Source organism: Pseudomonas putida, from assembly GCF_028682395.1.
GTDB classification, from domain to species: Bacteria; Pseudomonadota; Gammaproteobacteria; order Pseudomonadales; family Pseudomonadaceae; genus Aquipseudomonas; species Aquipseudomonas putida_AB.
Map to the genome: position 1 here is coordinate 124,716 of NZ_JANHLC010000006.1, position 16,473 is coordinate 141,188.

Here is a 16,473-nt window from a genome sequence, read left to right on the forward strand (position 1 = left end):
CATGACCCACCCCCTGCCCGCCGAACCCGGCATCCGAGTGACCCTGGCCGAGCTGATCGAGATGCGCCATCGCGTGCGCGAAGTGCAACTGTTCTCGACGCCCAGCCAGCGCAGCCCGTTGATCGGCCTGCATCACTCGAAACTGCGCGGGCGCGGTGTGGATTTCGACCAGGTGCGCGTCTATCAGCCCGGTGACGATGTGCGCACCATCGACTGGCGCGTCACCGCCCGCACCCAGGAGCCGCACACCAAGCTGTTTCATGAAGAGCGCGAGCGACCGATCTTTATTCTGGTGGAGCAGAGCCGACCGCTGTTTTTCGGCTCCGGCCTGATGTTCAAGTCAGTGCTCGCGGCCCAGGCGGCAAGCCTGATCGGCTGGGCTGCCCTAGGACACAACGACCGGGTCGGCGGCCTGGTCTTCGGCGATAACGAACACTATGAAATCAAGCCCCGGCGCAGCAAGCAGAGCCTGCTGCAGCTGCTCAATCGCCTGGTGCGGGTCAACCAGTCGCTGCACACCGAAATCCAGCCCGACCCCAACGCCCTCGGCCTGGCCCTGATTCGCGCCCGCGAAGTGCTGCGCCCGGGCAGCCTGGTGATCCTGATCTGCGACGAGCGGGCCTTGAGCGAGGCGGCCGAACAGCAACTGAGCCTGCTGTCGCGCCATTGCGACCTGCTGATGCTGCCGCTGTCCGATCCGCTGGATCATGCCCTCCCCGCTGCCGGGCTGCTGCGTTTTGCCGAGCGCGGCGCGCAGTTGGAGCTCGACACCCTGAACGTCGAGTTGCGCCAGGCCTATCGTGCCCAGGCCGAAACCCGAATCGCCCGCTGGGAGCTGCTCGCGCAGAAACTGCGCGTGCTGCTGATGCCCCTCAGCACCCAGAGCCCGATGGTCGAGCAGTTGCGCGAGTACCTCAACCCACAACGCCCGGGTAAATCCTCGTGAGCAGCCTCGACCAGTTACAGCCACTGATCGCGCCACCGGCCATCGGTTTCTGGCCACCGGCCCCGGGCTGGTGGCTGTTGATCGTACTGGTGCCTGCCCTCGGCTGGGGCCTGTGGTGGCTGCGCCGGTTCCTGCCGGTGCGCCGTGCCGTCAGCCGTGCCGAACAACCCCTGGACCCGGTACGCCTGGCCGCCCTGGCTGAACTGGCGCAACTGACCAAGCCCTACGACGGTGCTCCCGCCGGCGCCTGGCTACAACAGCTCAACGCCCTGCTCAAGCGCCTGTGCCGCAACCACTATCCTTACAGCCAGAGCCACACCCTCAATGGTCGCAAGTGGCTGGCCTTTCTCGACAATCGCTGCCCGGCCGCGGGGCTGACCCGCTGGATGGTATTGGTCGAGGGGGCCTACAAGCCAGAGTGCACACTGGATGACAAGGCCATCGCCGGACTGAACCAGGCCGTCGAAATCTGGATCCGCAAACATGTTTGAATTCGCCTGGCCGTGGATTTTCGCCCTGCTGCCGCTGCCCTGGCTACTGCGGGTAATGCTGCCGGCGGCCGACAGTGGCGAGGCGGCGCTCAAGGTCAGCTTTCTCGGCGAGCTGGAAGGCCTCGCCCGACGCCGCGCCCGTGCCAACCTGCCGGCCTGGCGCCAGCAGAGTCCGTTTGTCCTGCTCTGGCTGCTGTTGCTGATCGCCGCGGCGCGCCCGCAATGGCTCGGCGAACCACTGCCAGTGGCCGCCAGCGGCCGCGACCTGCTGGTGGCGGTGGATGTGTCCGGCTCCATGGACTTTCCCGATATGCAGTGGCAAGGCGATGACATCAGCCGGCTCAGCCTGGTCAAGCATCTGCTCGGCGACTTTCTGCAAAACCGCGAGGGTGACCGCGTGGGCCTGATCCTGTTCGGCAGCCAGGCCTATCTACAGGCCCCGCTGACGTTCGACCGGCATACCGTGCGGGTCTGGCTCGACGAGGCACGCATCGGCATTGCTGGGAAGAACACCGCCATTGGCGACGCCATCGGCCTGGCGCTCAAGCGCCTGCGCCAGCGACCCGCCCAGAGCCGGGTACTGATCCTGGTCACCGACGGCGCCAACAACGGGGGCGAGATCGACCCGCTGACCGCCGCCCGCCTGGCCGCCGAGGAAGGCGTGCGCATCTACCCCATCGGCATCGGCGCCGACCCGGAGCAAACCGGCACCCTGGGCTTTCTCGGCCTGAACCCGAGCCTGGACCTCGATGAACCGGCGCTCAAGCAGATCGCCGAAATCACCCACGGCCGCTACTTTCGCGCACGCAATGGCGAAGAACTCCAGGCAATCCAGGAAACCCTCGACGAACTGGAGCCGGTGACCCAGCAGCCGACCCGCGCGCGGCCGGCACAGGCTTTGTATAGCTGGCCATTGGCCCTGGCGGTACTGCTGAGCCTGCTGCTGGTCGCGCGGGAACGCTGGCCGAACCATCCGCTGCAACAGCTGTTCAACCCCGAGCGTTTCAAGCTGCAGCCCAGTGACTGGCGCGAACGACTCAAGCGTCTGCGCCTGCGGAGGCGTCGATGAGCGAATTCTGGCCCCATGGCCTGCGGCCCGCCTGGCTGTTGCTCGCGCCCCTGATGGGCTGGCTGCTCTGGCAGGTCTGGCATCGCCAGAAACGCGCCGGACGCTGGCAGATGATCCTGCCTTCAGCCTTTCATCGCGTCTTGCTCAGCGGCGGCAATGGCAATGACAGCAAACTGCCTTGGATCGCCCTCGGGCTGGCCTGGCTGCTCGCCCTGCTGGCGCTGCTCGGACCGAGCTGGCAGCGGGTCGAGCAGCTCAGCCAGAAACCCGCCGACCCTCTGGTCGTGCTGCTTGAACTCACGCCGCAGATGCTCGCCACCGACACCCAGCCCAACCGCCTCGAACAGGCACGGCGCAAACTCTTCGATCTGCTGCAGGCGCGCAGCGATGCCCAGACCGCGATTGTCGTCTATGCCGGCAGCGCCCATACCCTGGTGCCGCTGTCCGACGACCTGGCGACCAGCCGCAACCTGCTTGAAGCGCTCAAGCCGTCTATCATGCCTCAGGCCGGGCAGCGTGCCGACCTGGCCGTGGACAAGGGCCTGGCGCTGCTCAAACAGGGTGCCCTAGGCCAGGGTCGACTGCTCCTGATTGCCTCCTCGCTGAGCGAGCAGGAACGCACCGGCATCGAACAGGCACTCAAGGGGCAGTCGACGCCACTGCTGATCCTCGGTGTCGGCAGCCGCGACGGCGCGCCGGTGGTCCAAGAAGATGGCAGCCTGCTCAAGGACGATCAGGGCGCCATCCTGCTACCGCGCCTGGACAGCCCCAGCTTCAAGGCCTTTGCCAGCGACGTCGGCGGACGTTATCGCCAGGCCCGCCTGGATGACAATGACCTGCGCGGCCTGGGCCTGCTGGGTGGCCCACGGCAGATGCGCGCCACCGGCCAGATCCAGCAGTTGGACAGCTGGGCCGACCAGGGCTATTGGCTATTGCTACCCCTGCTGCTGTTGGCCGCCTGCGCCGGACGCCGGGGCTGGTTGTTCTGCCTGCCATTCCTGTTGCTACTGCCGCCCCAGACCAGCCAGGCCTTCGAATTCCGCGACCTGTGGCTACGCCCCGATCAACAGGGCCAGGCGCTGCTGCGCCAGCAACGTCCCGGTGACGCCGCCAAACGCTTCGAAGACCCGCAATGGCAGGGCCTGGCCCTCTACGAGGCCGGCGACTACAGTGCAGCGGCCCGGCGCTTCGCCGAAGGCAGCACGGCCAGCGCGCACTACAATCGCGGTAATGCCCTGGCGCGCAGCGGCGAGCTGGAAGCGGCACTGGATGCCTATGAACAGGCCCTCGAACTGCAACCGGACCTGCAACCGGCCCTGCACAACAAGGCCCTGGTGGAGGAATTGCTGGAGCAGCGCAACGCCACAGCCGAGGACGAGACGGACAACGACCGCGATGCCGAGGAAGGCGACACTTCGACACCCGCGCCGCCGACCGAGACGCCAGCCGCCGGCGGCAATCAGGACCCCAACGGCAGCCCGCAGCCCCAACCGGGTGACAGCGGCGAGCCGGCGGAAAAAACGCCCGAGCCCGGCGGCAATGACGTGCCCGGCAGCGAACTCGGCGATGAAAGCACCACGCGGCCGCCCTCACAGTTGGGCGCCGATGCCCTCGACGGCGAGCACCGCCAAGCACTGGAACAATGGCTGCAACAGATCCCGGACGATCCCGCCGAACTGCTGCGCCGCAAATTCTGGTACGAACAGCAGCTGCATCAGGAAAAGACTCGATGAATCGCCTTAGCGCCCTCTTGCTCGTCGCCTTTTTCTGGGCCGTACACGCCCAGGCGACAGGCCTGCTCGCCAGTGTCGACCGGGCACGACTGACCGTCGGCGAGTCGGTGGAACTGACCCTGGAATCCAACGACGTCACCCTGTTTGGCAAGCCTGACCTGGCACCGCTGGACGCCCTGTTCGAGGTACGCGGTACGCGCCAGGTCAACCAACTGACCACTCTGGACGGCGACAGAAGAGCCACCACCCGCTGGATCGTCACGCTGGTCCCCCGCCACAGTGGCACCGTGGTGATCCCGCCGCTCAAGGTTGGGGAGTTCACGACTGCGCCCATCCCCCTGCAAGTGCTCGAGAACAGCAGCCAGAAAGACAGTGGCAAGCTGGCGCCGGTATTTATCGATGCCAGCCTCGACCAGGACAGTGTCTATGTGCAAGCCCAGGCCATCCTGACCCTGCGTATCTACCACTCGGTCTCCCTGTATGACGACAGCAACCTCGCGCCCCTGCAGATCCCCGATGCGCGCATCGAGCAACTGGGGGAGTCGCGCACCTATGAAAAGCTGATCAACGGCCTGCGCCATGGCGTGATCGAGCTGCGCTACGCCATCTATCCCCAGCACAGTGGCCCGTTGATCATCCCGGCACTGGTCTTCAGCGCGACCCAGGTCGATGCCCAGCCAGGCACTGCGGCCCAGGGCCAGAGACCGGGCAAGCTGCTGCGCGTCAGCTCGGCACAAGTCCCTCTCACCGTCAAACCGCGACCCGCCGACTACCCGGCCGATACGCCCTGGCTGCCGGCACGCAGCCTGAGCCTGAGCGAAAGCTGGAACCCGGAACCCGACCACAGCCAGGTTGGCGATTCGCTGACCCGCACCCTCACCCTCAAGGCCGAAGGCCTGTCCAGTGCCCAGTTACCGGCGTTGCCGGCGACCGAGGTCAGTGGCCTGCGGCGCTACCCGGACCAGCCTCAACTGGACAATCAGACCAGCGAGCGCGGCCTGATCGGCAGCCGTGAAGAGCGCGAGGCGCTGGTGCCCGGGCACAGCGGCGATTTCGAGCTACCGGCGGTCGAAGTGGTCTGGTGGAACACCCACGAGGATCATCTGGAACGCAGCAGCCTGCCGGCACGCACGCTGCGGGTGGCCAGTAACCCGAGCCTGGTGGTCGACACCCCGAGCAACGTCGGCATCAGCGACCCGCAGCCACGCAGCGAAGACCTCTGGCGCTGGCAGCTCAGCACCCTGGTCCTGGCCTGCACCACCCTGCTTGGCTTCGGCCTGTGGTGGCGTGCGCGCTGGCAGCCGGCAATCCACCGCGCAGCGCAGACCGGGCCAAGCCCGCGCACCCTGCTCGACGACCTCAAGCGCAGTTGCCTGGCCAATGACCCCCAGGCCACCCGCCAGGCCCTCGACGCCTGGGCTCGTCAGCAACCGGAAACCCTGGCGGATATGGCCGCGCGCTTCGTGCCGTTGTCCGATGCCCTCGACGGCCTCAACGGCGCCCTCTACAGCGAGACCGGCCAGCATTGGCAAGGTGAGGAACTGTGGCGGGCCATCCGCTTGATCCCGGCCGCAGAAGGTGTCCAGGCGCCAGCCGGCGACACCAGCCTGCCGCCGCTCTACCCCAAGTAGCCCGGGGCCGCGACAGGCCCCTTGATGCCCCGGTGCGCGTTTGCCAGTAGACTGGGCGATTATTGTTTGCCGCCCCTCGCTCTCGCGGAGTCTGCCTTGCGTCTGTTTCATACCTCCGACTGGCACCTGGGCCAGAACCTCCATGGCCAGGAACGTGACTACGAACACCTGTGCTTTCTCGACTGGCTGCTTGCCCAACTGGCCAGCCAGCGACCCGATGCCTTGCTGATCGCCGGCGACATCTTCGACACCGCCAACCCACCACTCAAAGCCCAGGAACGGCTCTACGACTTTATCGTCAGCGCCCACGAACAGCAGCCCCAGCTCAGCATCGTCATGATTGCTGGCAACCACGATTCCGGCTCACGCATCGAGTTGCCGGCGCCCTTGATGCGCCGCCTCCGTACCCACGCCATCGGCCGGATCCTCTGGCTCGACGACGGCGAGCTGGACGCCGAGCGCCTGCTGATTCCCCTGCCCGACGCCGATGGCAACATTGCCGCCTGGTGCCTGGCCCTGCCGTTTCTGCGCCCGGCCGAAGTCACTGGCGCGCAATTGGGTGACGACTATCTGCGCGGGATCGGTCAAGTCCACGAGCGGCTGATTGCCGCCGCCAACGCCCGCCGTCAGCCAGGCCAGGCACTGGTCGCCATCAGCCACGCCCATATGGCCGGAGGCTCGATTTCCGAGGACTCCGAGCGCAGCCTGATCATCGGCAATGCCGAGGCCCTGCCCGCCAGCTTGTTCGACCCCAGCGTCAGCTACGTCGCCCTCGGCCATCTGCACAAGCCGCAGCAGGTCAATGGCGAAAGCCGTATTCGTTACAGCGGCTCGCCGATTCCGCTGTCGTTTTCCGAAATCAGCTACCCCCATCAGATTCTCGATATCCAGCTCGAAGGCGAGACCCTGCTCAGCGTCGAGCCCCGCCTGATCCCTCGGGCAGTCAACCTGCAGCGCCTGGGGCCGGCACCACTGAACGAAATCCTCGCCCAACTGGCCGACCTGCCGGATATCGACCTGCTCGCCGAAACCCGCCGCCAACCCTGGCTGGAGGTGCGCGCGCGCCTTGACGAACCGCAACCGGACCTGCGTCAGCAAATCGAAACCGCGCTGCAGGGCAAGGCCGTGCGCCTGGTACGGATCGCCGCCGAGTATGCCGGGCGCAACACGGATGGCAGCGAGCGCGAGGAACAGTTGATTGAACTTGACCAGCTCAGCCCCCAGGAGTTGTTCAAGCGCGCCTGGCAGGACCAGTACGCCAGCGAGGTCGACCAGGCAACCCTGGAAGATTTCGCCGTGCTGTTGCAGGACGTCCAGCAGGAGGAACAGGCATGAAAATCCTGGCGATTCGCCTGAAGAACCTTGCCTCGCTGGCCGGGCCTTTCGAACTCGACTTCACCGCCGAACCGCTGGCCAGCGCCGGCCTGTTCGCGATTACCGGGCCCACCGGCGCCGGCAAAAGCACCCTGCTCGACGCCCTGTGCCTCGCGTTGTTCGGTGCCGTACCGCGGCTCAATAATATCGGTCGGGAAACCAAGGTCCCGGAAGTCGACGGCGAAATCAGCACCAGCGACCCACGCACCCTGCTGCGCCGAGGCACCGGCAGCGGCTTTGCCGAAGTCGACTTTGTCGGCATCGATGGCCACCGCTACCGCGCCCGCTGGGACACCAATCGCGCCCGCGAGAAGCCCAATGGCAAATTACAGGGCAGTCGCCAGAGCCTCTATGACCTGGACCAGCAGCAACTGCTGAGCAACCAGAGCCGCAGCGAATACAAGCAACTGATCGAAGCCAAGCTGGGCCTGAACTTCGAGCAGTTCACCCGCGCCGTGATGCTGGCCCAGAGCGAGTTCAGCGCCTTCCTCAAGGCCGACGACAAGGACCGCAGCGAGCTGCTGGAAAAACTCACCAATACCGCGATCTATAGCCAATTGGGTCGTCGTGCGTTCACCCGGAGCAAAGAAGCCGAGGACGTCTGCAAGCAACTGGCACTCAAGGCCGAAGGCAGCGCCGCACTGGAACCCGAAGCCCGCGCCGCCCTCGACCTGAGCCTCGAACAGGCTCAGGCCCAGCTGAAGTTGCACCAGGGCCAACTGCGTCAGCTCGAACAGCAACAGCAATGGCTCAACGAGCTGCAACGCTTGCAGGACCTGCAGTCCAGCGCCGCTGAACAGTTGCTCCAGGCCCAGCAGCAACGCGCCGACCAACAGGCCCAACGCCTGCAACTGAGTCGCCTGGAACAACTGACGCCCCAGCGCCATCTCTTTGTCCGGCACACCGAGTTGCAGACCCAACTGAGCCCCCTGGCGGCACAAATGGGCGAGCAGCGCCAGCAACTCGAATCCGCGCGCACGCGCGCCGACCAGCTTGAACAACAGCTGCAAACCGCCCAGGCCCAGCGCGCCGCCGCCCAGCAGCGCCGCAGCGAAGCCGCCCCTGGCTTGCGCCAGGCCATGGAAACCGAACACGGCCTGGCCCTGCTGCGCGACCAGACGCAGCAGGCCAACAGCCTGCGACAAGAAGCCGAACAGGCCCTGCAACTGGGGCGCGAAGCGCTCCAGGGGTTGCGCGCCCGCCAAGAGCAAAGCAGCACACGCCTGGCCGGCATCGCTGAACAGCTGGCCGAAAGTGTCGAGTGGGCGTCACTGGCCGAAGCCTGGCCCCTTCACCGCGAACGCTTGCAGCAGGTGCTCAAGATTGCCAGCCGGCTGCACACCGGCCAGGGCGAACTCCCCGCCTTGCAGCAACGCGCCGCCAGCGCCGAACAGGCACTGGGCGAACAGCGCGCCAGCCTGGAAATCCTCTACCGTGAAGCCGGGGCCGAACCCGAGGCCGTCGGCGAACAGGTGCAAACCCTCGCCAGCCTGCTGCAGGACAGTCATCGCCAGCAGCACAGCCTGCAGGAGCTGCAACGCCTCTGGCAGGCCCAGCACAGCCTCGACCAACGGCTCGCGGAACTGCAACAGCGCCTGCACGAGGCTCAGCAGCAGCGCGAGCAGCTCAATCGCGAAGGCCTTGAGGCCAAGGAGCAGCTCAAGGTCGCCGAGCAGACCCTGACCATTACCCGCGAAGTGCTCGAACGCCAGCGCCTGGCCCGCAGCGCCAGCGTCGAAGAATTGCGCGCCCAGTTGCAGGACGACCAGCCGTGTCCGGTCTGTGGCAGCCAGGAACACCCCTACCATCAACCCGAGGCCCTGTTGCAGAGCCTCGGGCGCCATGATGAAAGTGAAGAGGCCCAGGCCCGCGCGCAGGTCGAAGCACTCAAGGAAACCCTTGCCCAGTTGCGTGAAAAAGCCGGTGGCCTGATTGCCCGGCAAAAAGAGCAGCTGGGCCAGCAGGACACCCTCAACCAGGAACGGCAAACCCTGGCGCCCAGCCTGGAAGCCCATCCGCTGTACCCGCAACTGGCCGATCAGGCCGTCGACCAGCGCGCGGCCTGGCTCACGCTGCGCCTTGGCCAGCTACAACAACGCATCGCCCAGGACGAGCAACGCCAGGGGGCGCTGCTGGCCCTGCAAAAGGACGCCGCACGCCTACAACAACAACTGCGCGCCAGTGAACAGGCCAGCCAGACGGCCAGCCAGCAATGGGTCGAACAGACCCGCCAACTGACGGCCGACCGCCAGCGCCTGGACGAAGAGCTCGACGGTTTCAGCAGCCTGCTCTGCGCCGCCACCCTCCAGCGCCTGCGTGATGAGCCGACGACCACCTTTATGCAGTTGGATCGCCAGGTCAGCCAGCACCTGGCGTATCTGGAACAGCAGCGCGATGAACAGCAAGAGCAAAGCGAGCGGCAGAAAACCCTCGATCTGCAACAGGTCGAGCAGCTCAATCGCGAGCACTTGCTGGGTGAACGGCAACAACGTTGCGCCCTGCTTGAAAGCCAGGCCCGTGAGGCTCAGCAGCAACTTGAACACTTGCTGGCCGGGCAACCCAGCGCCGCACAGTGGCAATTGCAACTGGAGCAAGCGCTCGACCAGGCGCGCCAGACCGAAACCGATAGCGCCCAAGCCTTGCAGGCGGTGCGTGACCAGTTGATCCAGCTCGACAGCGACCTCAAGGCCCGCCAGGAGCGACTTGCCAGCCTGGAGCAAGAGTACCGGGACCTGAGCAACACCCTGGATGAGTGGCGCCGCCAGCATCCGGACCTCGACGAAGCCAGCCTGGGACAGCTACTGAGCTTCGACGACGGCGCCATCAGCGCCCTGCGCCAGCACCTGCAACTGGGGGAAACCGCCATTGAACAGGCCCAAGTACGGGTCCAGGAACGTGAGCAAACCCTGCACCAGCATCTGGCCCAACGCAACGGCCAACATGACGCCGAGGCACTGCTCCAGGCGCTAAACGAACGACAAGGCCAGTTGACCCAGAGCGAACAGCAATGCGCCGAACTGCGCGCACAACAGGCCGAAGACCAGCGCCGCCAGCACGCCAACCAGGCCCTGCAGGCACAAAGCGCTGCCGCCAACGCCGAGTACCGCCGCTGGGCGCGCCTGAGCGAGCTGATCGGCTCGGCCACCGGCGATCGGTTCCGCAAGATCGCCCAGGCCTACAACCTCGACCTGCTGGTCCACCACGCCAACGCCCAGTTGCAGCAACTGGCTCGCCGCTATCGCCTCAAACGAGGTGGCAGCATGCTCGGGCTACTGGTACTGGATACGGAAATGGGCGATGAACTGCGCTCGGTGCATTCGCTGTCCGGCGGCGAAACCTTCCTGGTGTCCCTGGCGCTGGCCCTGGGCTTGGCGTCCATGGCCTCGAGTACCTTGAAGATCGAATCGCTGTTTATCGACGAAGGGTTCGGCAGCCTCGACCCACAATCGCTGCAACTGGCCATGGACGCCCTGGATGGCTTGCAGGCTCAGGGCCGCAAGGTCGCGGTGATTTCCCACGTGCAGGAAATGCATGAGCGCATCCCGGTGCAGATTCAGGTGCGGCGCCAGGGCAACGGCCTGAGCACGCTGGAGGTGATATGAGCACGGCGGTCCTGTACTCGTTCCGACGCTGCCCCTATGCCATTCGGGCGCGTCTGGCCCTGCGCTACAGCGGCGTGCCGGTGCACATCGAGGAAGTCAGCCTGAAGGCCAAGCCGGCGCGCCTGCTCGAGCTGTCGCCCAAGGCCACGGTACCGGTGCTGGCCTGTGCCGATGGCCAGGTGATCGAGCAGAGCCTGGAGATCATGCAGTGGGCACTGACGCACAATGATCCGGATAACTGGCAGTTGCTGGATCAGCCAGACGCCCGGCAAGCGGGCTTGCGCCTGATTGCCGCCAACGACACGCAGTTCAAGCACTTGCTCGATGCCTACAAATACCCGGAGCGCCATCCACAGCAATCGATGCCGGCCCACCGTGAAGCGGCCAGTGCCTTTATCGCGTGCCTGGATCGCCGCCTGCAAGAGCAGGCCGGGTTGGTCGCGCCGACGCTGAGCCTGGCGGATTTCGCCCTGCTGCCTTTTGTGCGCCAGTTTGCCCATGTCGACCGTGACTGGTTTGCGCAGACGCCCTATGGGCATCTGCAGGCCTGGCTGGCGCGACACCTGGAATCCAGGCTCTTCATCGAGAGCATGGCCAAGGTGCCCTAGGAGGCGCCTTGGTGTTCGCTGGATCAGAGGGCGCTTATGCGCAGCTCAGGCTGTTTACGAGTGGCTTTTGTGATCCAGGGCGGCATAGAAATTGGCGCTTTGTTGCAGGTACTTCTGGGTGTAGGAATGGCTGGACGTTTTTTTCTCGCGGGCTTCCACACTGGCGCTGGCAGGCAGGGCAACGGATGCGGAAATAGCGGAAGCGGCGATCACGGCAAAGAGATTGAAGTTCATGGCACTAACCCTCGGTTGAGCTGCTTGGTTGACCTTTGAGGCCGTGGTCCAAAACTACTCCGAGGGCGGGCACGGCTGAAATTCATTGCAGCAGTAGCCACTATCAGCGCCATCGATAGAAGCCCTAATGCGACAGGAACTGCAGAGCGGCAGGCGAATCGATTGCCAGGCGCTGTATCACCTCGCCCAACAGGCCCGTGGCCGGGTCGCGGGCCAGGACCACCACCTGGTTGCTGCGCTGGTTGGCCACCAGCACAAACCGGCCCGTGGGATCGAGGCTGAATTCGCGCGGCTCGATGCCTTCCACTGAGCGCCGCTGGATTTCGTCAAGCTGGCCGCTATCAGGGTCGATGGCAAACACCAGCAGCTGGTTGGCCGTCCCGCGATTGCTGACATATAGAAAGCGCCCATCCGCCGAGCCGTGCAAGGCGCCGGCAGCCTTGTCGGAGGCCGGCCGACCTGCGGCCAGGTCCAGCAACTGGCGGCGCTCCAGCCGGCCCTCGCGGTAGTCGAACACGGCCACCTGCGCACTGAGTTCCAGGGTCAGGTAGACATGCCGCCCCCCAACCCCGAACCACAGATGCCGCGGCCCGCTGCCCGTCGGCAGCACCACCGCCGCGGCGGCCTCCAGCGGTATGGGGTGCTCGGCCCGATAACGATAGACAAAGACCCGGTCGGCCCCCAGATCGCTGACAAACACATAACGCCCATCGGCAGAAGACACGACCGAATGCGGGTGAGACGAAGCCTGGTGCTGGGCAGCCTGCCGTTCGCGTTGCATAACCGCCGCCAGGCGCCCGTCATCAGCCAGCTTGAGCACCGCAAGATTGCCGCCCGGCTGGGGCTGTACAGCGTAGTTAGCGACAAACAGATAGCGCTCATCGCGACTCAGGCTGGCATGGGTCGGTTCATCGCCCTGGCTGGGAACCTGGTTGAGCGGGCTTAGCCAGCGGCTCTGCGGATCGATGGCAAAACTGCTGACCCGGCCCACCGGATCGACCTGGCCCGGACCATTTTCATTGACCGCATACACGCGTCGCTGATCGGCGGACAGCACCAGCCAGGAGGGATTGGCGGTCTTGAGCACCTGCCGTGGCCGAGGATCGAGGTGGCCAGTCGCGCTATCGAAGCGAAAGCGATAGATGCCTTCGCTGGCGCCCTGGGTATAAGTCCCCACCAACAGTTCCCCGGCTGGGGTTTCAGCCGCAGGCAGGAGCAGGACGAGCACACCGCTGGCCAGTAACGACGACCAGCGGCGGCGGATCATCAGAGGGTTTCGTCGCTATCGTCGTCAGTATTGTTGCCCGAGTGCGCACTCAGGCACACCAGCCGATGCTCCCCGTTTTCGCCCAGCAGGGTCCAGCTCTGCAGGGCCGTGTCGAAGGTCGCGGCCTGGACCTGGGCCAGACTGAACGACCACTGCTTGGCGGCGCGACCATCCATGCATTCGATCTTCAACTGGGCGTCGTCCAGCGTGAAATCAAAGGCATGCAGACCGTCGATTTCAAGCATGTCGCAGGTGTCCAGAGCATTGAGCAGGGTGTCGGTAGAGCCGGTCATAACATTCAGTCACCAAAAGGAAAGCCTGCATGATAGGCCAAATCCCCTGGGCCGGCGAAACCCCTTGCATCGCGTTAACCCGCCCTTAATCCCCTGCCACCAGACTCCCTTCCTATCGAAGTACATCTCAGCAGCCCGTTGGCTCCTTTGGACGAGGTGTTCTCCCTTGGCGTCCCTCCCCGGACGCCTTTTTTATGCCCGCCTTTTCTGCGTCGGGAAAGTACAAAACCGCGACGCCACTCAATAGCCGCCTACAGGCAAGGCGCCCTACCCTTGTGTTTTTGCCAAGGTGGATCTTATGAGCGTGGCGTATCAGTACGTATTGAAACAACTGTGCATGGCCCTGGATATGCCGGAGCCGCAGGAATTTGACGAGGTCACCAGCCTGCAGGTCGGCGAGCATGTCTGCCATTTGACCGAACATCCGACGGACCATCTGCTGATCTTTACACGTATCGAACCGAGCGATGGGCAGCAAGCCCAGGAACAGAACCTGTTTAGCCAGGAATTGTGCAAGCCCACGCTGGGCCTGGATGCCGAGACCGATACCCAGGTGCTATGGAACCGCCAGTCCCTGCTGCAGATGGATCGAGCGATGATTCACCACCAGCTGGAAATGCTGATCGAGGCGGCCGAACGCCTGAGCACACCAGCAAACTGACTACCCACGCTGTAACAGTGCTAACAGTGCCTGCCCCGAACAAACGGGGCAGGCATATTTTTTTGCGGAAGATCCTCGGCCAAGCAAGGTAAGCAGGAGAGCCAAGAGTTTGACCAAGCCTCCGGCATCAAAACCATCTCAATACCCCAATCGTCCGCACCCAGCTACGGCCGATAATTACGATGCTCAAAACAAGGCTGTCAGCCACTCTCAAAGCAAGGCTGTGCTCTTACCGCTCTCCTCGCTAGGCCCGTCATCGATAGATTCGACATTTTCAAGTACGTCATAAATAGGCTCTGCTTCAAGTACGTCATAAATGGGTTCTGCTTCAAGTACGTCATAAATGGGTTCTGCTTCAAGTACGTCATAAATAGGCTCTGCTTCAAGTGCGTCATAAATAGGCTCTGCTTCAAGTACGTCATAAATAGGCTCTTCTTCAAGTACGTCATAAATAGGCTCTGCTTCAAGTACGTCATAAATAGGCTCTGCTTCAAGTACGTCATAAATGGGCTCTGCTTCAAGTACGTCATAAATGGGCTCTGCTTCAAGTACGTCATAAATAGGCTCTGCCCGCCCAGACTGAGAACCAGACACTTGCGGAAGCGGCTGCGCAGGCCGAGCATTCGATGCTCCGACGTAGACACTATTATCGCGCATCACCGCAGGCCCAGCACCGGACAGAGTTGCCGCCTTATCCTGGGTGGAGTCGGCATAGATAGCCTCGGCATAGATGTGCTCAGCCGCGCTAGCTCGAGGCTGGAAAACAGGCAATGGCGGAAGCGGCTTCGCTGGTCGGGAACTAAATATGGCCGGGACAACAGATCCAGCAGCGGGCAGCGTTACCGTCTGACCCGACAGAGATTCGCCCCCATCATTCACCAGAACGGCATTCTCACTAGAAAGAGCCTCTGGCGAAACGTCCTCCCTGCGCCGTGCCAGCTGAGCTGCACCGCCCTGATCGTTGATCATCGAAAGTTCTTTATCACTTAACGAGCCCGGGACAGCCGCAACGCGCCCGGAAACAGCATCGCCGTCTAAGGGAGCACCGTAAAATACCAAGCCTCCTACTTGGCAAGAGTTGTCAACTTTCATATCAATCTCCTTTTTCACTTGGGAATTAAAGCCTGCCGGAAGCTCGGCAAAACACCGCGCTTCCCTGGCTCAAACGCTCAATTTCCCTGCCGCCGGACGTTACTCCGGCAGCAGGATGGAGTGCCGAATTTAGTCCCCCCGTACTGACCCACTATCAGTTCCAGTCGAGTTTATTGAACAACCCATGGCGATCCGGGAAAGCAGGGCCTTCAAGAGCGTTCTCACGCCAAGCCCTCGTCGACTCAACCCTGATCCGATACCGCAACAGCCCTCTCGCCCTCATTCTGCTGGCCAAATCGATGCAACTGCATCTCCTGCAGCCGGCTGTAGGTTCGGCGAAAGGCAAAGGCCAGATAGCCCTCGGTATAGAGCTGATCCATCGCCACCCTGGCTTCGATATACAGGGGCACCTTGCGGTCATAGCACTCGTCCACCAGAGCGATAAAACGCCGCACGCTGTCATCATGGATGGATAACTGCGGCAACTCGCGATCCCCGGCCTCGACCCTCTGAGCGCCATCCTCGGTACCGCGGGCGATACGTCCCGGGCGCTGGGGCGCACCCAGGGCCGGCACCTCGCTCAACAGAATCGCCCTGAAGCGGTCGCACAGCGCCATGAAATCCATGGCCGCCAGCGGCTGCTCGCACAGTTCGCCATAGCGGCACCAGAGCACCGTCGCGCCGGCCTGCACCACTGACAAGCGGCGATAGCCCACCTCGATAGGCGCCGAAGAAACCACCTCACCCTGCGTCAGCCGGGCGAAGACCTCGGCCAGGGCACTTGGCTGCCCCGGCTCGCAGACCCAATAACGTGGCTCGGCCTGGCCAGGATGCAGGCGGTGGTCCTCGCCACCGTCGACGCAGACCACCTGCATATGCCGTTCGATCGCGGCAATCGCCGGCATAAAGCGCTCGCGATTGAAACCGTCGGCATACAGCTGCTCAGGCGGCTGATTGGATGTACAGACCAGCACCACGCCCTGCTCGAACATGACCTGGAACAGCCGGCCAAGAATGATCGCATCGCCGATATCGTTGACAAACAGCTCGTCGAAACACAGCACCCGCACTTCCTGGCTCAGCTCGCGGGCCAGGGCCTGCAGCGGATCGGCGGTGCCCGTCAACTGAAAGGAGCGCTGATGCACCCAGCCCATGAAGTGGTGGAAATGCTGGCGGCGCGACGGCACGCGCAAGGTGCGATGGAACTGGTCCATCAACCAGGTCTTGCCACGCCCCACCGGCCCCCAGAGGTAAACACCCTGGGGGGTATGGCCCTGATGCAGGGCCTCGTGGCAACGTTGCAGGGCCTGCACGGCCTGCCATTGCGAGGGGTCATGCACAAACCCCTGTTGTTCGACCGCCTGTTGCCAGGCAGCCAGTGGTGAGTCAACGATCATGATCAGCAGCCAACGGCCCAGAGAAGCGGCTCAGTATCGCTCGCCAAGCAAGCCTTTGCTGCCTGCTTGGCGATT

Annotated in this window: 14 protein-coding genes; 9 read left to right on the forward strand and 5 right to left on the reverse strand. The window is 64.0% G+C overall.

Annotation, left to right across the window (positions count from 1 at the left end; all coding sequences use genetic code 11):
* The first annotated feature begins 1 nt into the window (after window position 1).
* From NPS46_RS15935 to NPS46_RS15970, 8 genes are all read left to right on the forward strand, one after another.
* Window positions 2-946: a DUF58 domain-containing protein gene (locus tag NPS46_RS15935; RefSeq protein WP_274108733.1), complete on the forward strand. Its 945-nt coding sequence runs from the start codon at window positions 2-4 to the stop codon at window positions 944-946.
* Window positions 943-1,437 carry a DUF4381 domain-containing protein gene (locus tag NPS46_RS15940; protein ID WP_274108735.1) on the forward strand — a complete coding sequence of 165 codons (495 nt, stop codon included), beginning with the start codon at window positions 943-945 and terminating at the stop codon, window positions 1,435-1,437. Before NPS46_RS15935 ends, NPS46_RS15940 begins: the two co-directional genes overlap by 4 nt.
* Entirely contained in the window at window positions 1,430-2,506 is a 1,077-nt protein-coding gene (locus NPS46_RS15945) for a vWA domain-containing protein (RefSeq protein ID WP_274108737.1), read from the forward strand. Before NPS46_RS15940 ends, NPS46_RS15945 begins: the two co-directional genes overlap by 8 nt.
* Window positions 2,503-4,239, forward strand: coding sequence for a tetratricopeptide repeat protein (locus tag NPS46_RS15950; RefSeq protein WP_274108739.1), 1,737 nt, complete (start codon window positions 2,503-2,505; stop codon window positions 4,237-4,239). Before NPS46_RS15945 ends, NPS46_RS15950 begins: the two co-directional genes overlap by 4 nt.
* Window positions 4,236-5,870 (forward strand): BatD family protein, encoded by a 1,635-nt coding sequence (locus NPS46_RS15955; RefSeq protein ID WP_274108741.1) that lies wholly within the window; start codon window positions 4,236-4,238, stop codon window positions 5,868-5,870. The genes NPS46_RS15950 and NPS46_RS15955 overlap by 4 nt, the downstream gene beginning before the upstream one ends.
* Before the next feature lie 96 nt (window positions 5,871-5,966).
* A complete protein-coding gene (locus NPS46_RS15960; RefSeq protein WP_274108743.1) occupies window positions 5,967-7,205 on the forward strand; it encodes an exonuclease SbcCD subunit D C-terminal domain-containing protein in 1,239 nt (412 codons plus the stop codon).
* Window positions 7,202-10,846, forward strand: a complete 3,645-nt coding sequence (locus NPS46_RS15965) for an AAA family ATPase (RefSeq protein WP_274108745.1) — start codon at window positions 7,202-7,204, stop codon at window positions 10,844-10,846. Before NPS46_RS15960 ends, NPS46_RS15965 begins: the two co-directional genes overlap by 4 nt.
* Window positions 10,843-11,454, forward strand: coding sequence for a glutathione S-transferase (locus NPS46_RS15970; RefSeq protein WP_274108747.1), 612 nt, complete (start codon window positions 10,843-10,845; stop codon window positions 11,452-11,454). Before NPS46_RS15965 ends, NPS46_RS15970 begins: the two co-directional genes overlap by 4 nt.
* 54 nt (window positions 11,455-11,508) lie before the next feature.
* Here the strand turns inward: NPS46_RS15970 and NPS46_RS15975 are convergent, their stop codons facing one another.
* The 3 genes from NPS46_RS15975 to NPS46_RS15985 form a co-directional block, all read right to left on the reverse strand.
* A complete protein-coding gene (locus NPS46_RS15975) occupies window positions 11,509-11,688 on the reverse strand; it encodes a hypothetical protein (RefSeq protein WP_274108749.1) in 180 nt (59 codons plus the stop codon).
* A 124-nt stretch (window positions 11,689-11,812) separates the two neighbouring features.
* Complete coding sequence (locus NPS46_RS15980) at window positions 11,813-12,955, reverse strand: lactonase family protein (RefSeq protein WP_274108751.1); 1,143 nt, start codon at window positions 12,953-12,955, stop codon at window positions 11,813-11,815.
* Window positions 12,955-13,248, reverse strand: coding sequence for a DUF5629 family protein (locus NPS46_RS15985; RefSeq protein WP_274108753.1), 294 nt, complete (start codon window positions 13,246-13,248; stop codon window positions 12,955-12,957). Before NPS46_RS15985 ends, NPS46_RS15980 begins: the two co-directional genes overlap by 1 nt.
* A 298-nt stretch (window positions 13,249-13,546) precedes the next feature.
* On the opposite strand from NPS46_RS15985, the gene NPS46_RS15990 reads away from it, so the two are divergent.
* Window positions 13,547-13,909 (forward strand): CesT family type III secretion system chaperone, encoded by a 363-nt coding sequence (locus NPS46_RS15990; protein ID WP_274108756.1) that lies wholly within the window; start codon window positions 13,547-13,549, stop codon window positions 13,907-13,909.
* Window positions 13,910-14,119: 210 nt separating this feature from the next.
* Here NPS46_RS15990 and NPS46_RS15995 read toward each other — a convergent pair whose 3' ends face one another.
* Window positions 14,120-15,001 (reverse strand): DUF4573 domain-containing protein, encoded by an 882-nt coding sequence (locus tag NPS46_RS15995; RefSeq protein WP_274108758.1) that lies wholly within the window; start codon window positions 14,999-15,001, stop codon window positions 14,120-14,122.
* Between the two features lie 242 nt (window positions 15,002-15,243).
* Window positions 15,244-16,398, reverse strand: a complete 1,155-nt coding sequence (zapE, locus tag NPS46_RS16000; protein ID WP_274108760.1) for a cell division protein ZapE — start codon at window positions 16,396-16,398, stop codon at window positions 15,244-15,246.
* Window positions 16,399-16,473: the final 75 nt, after the last annotated feature.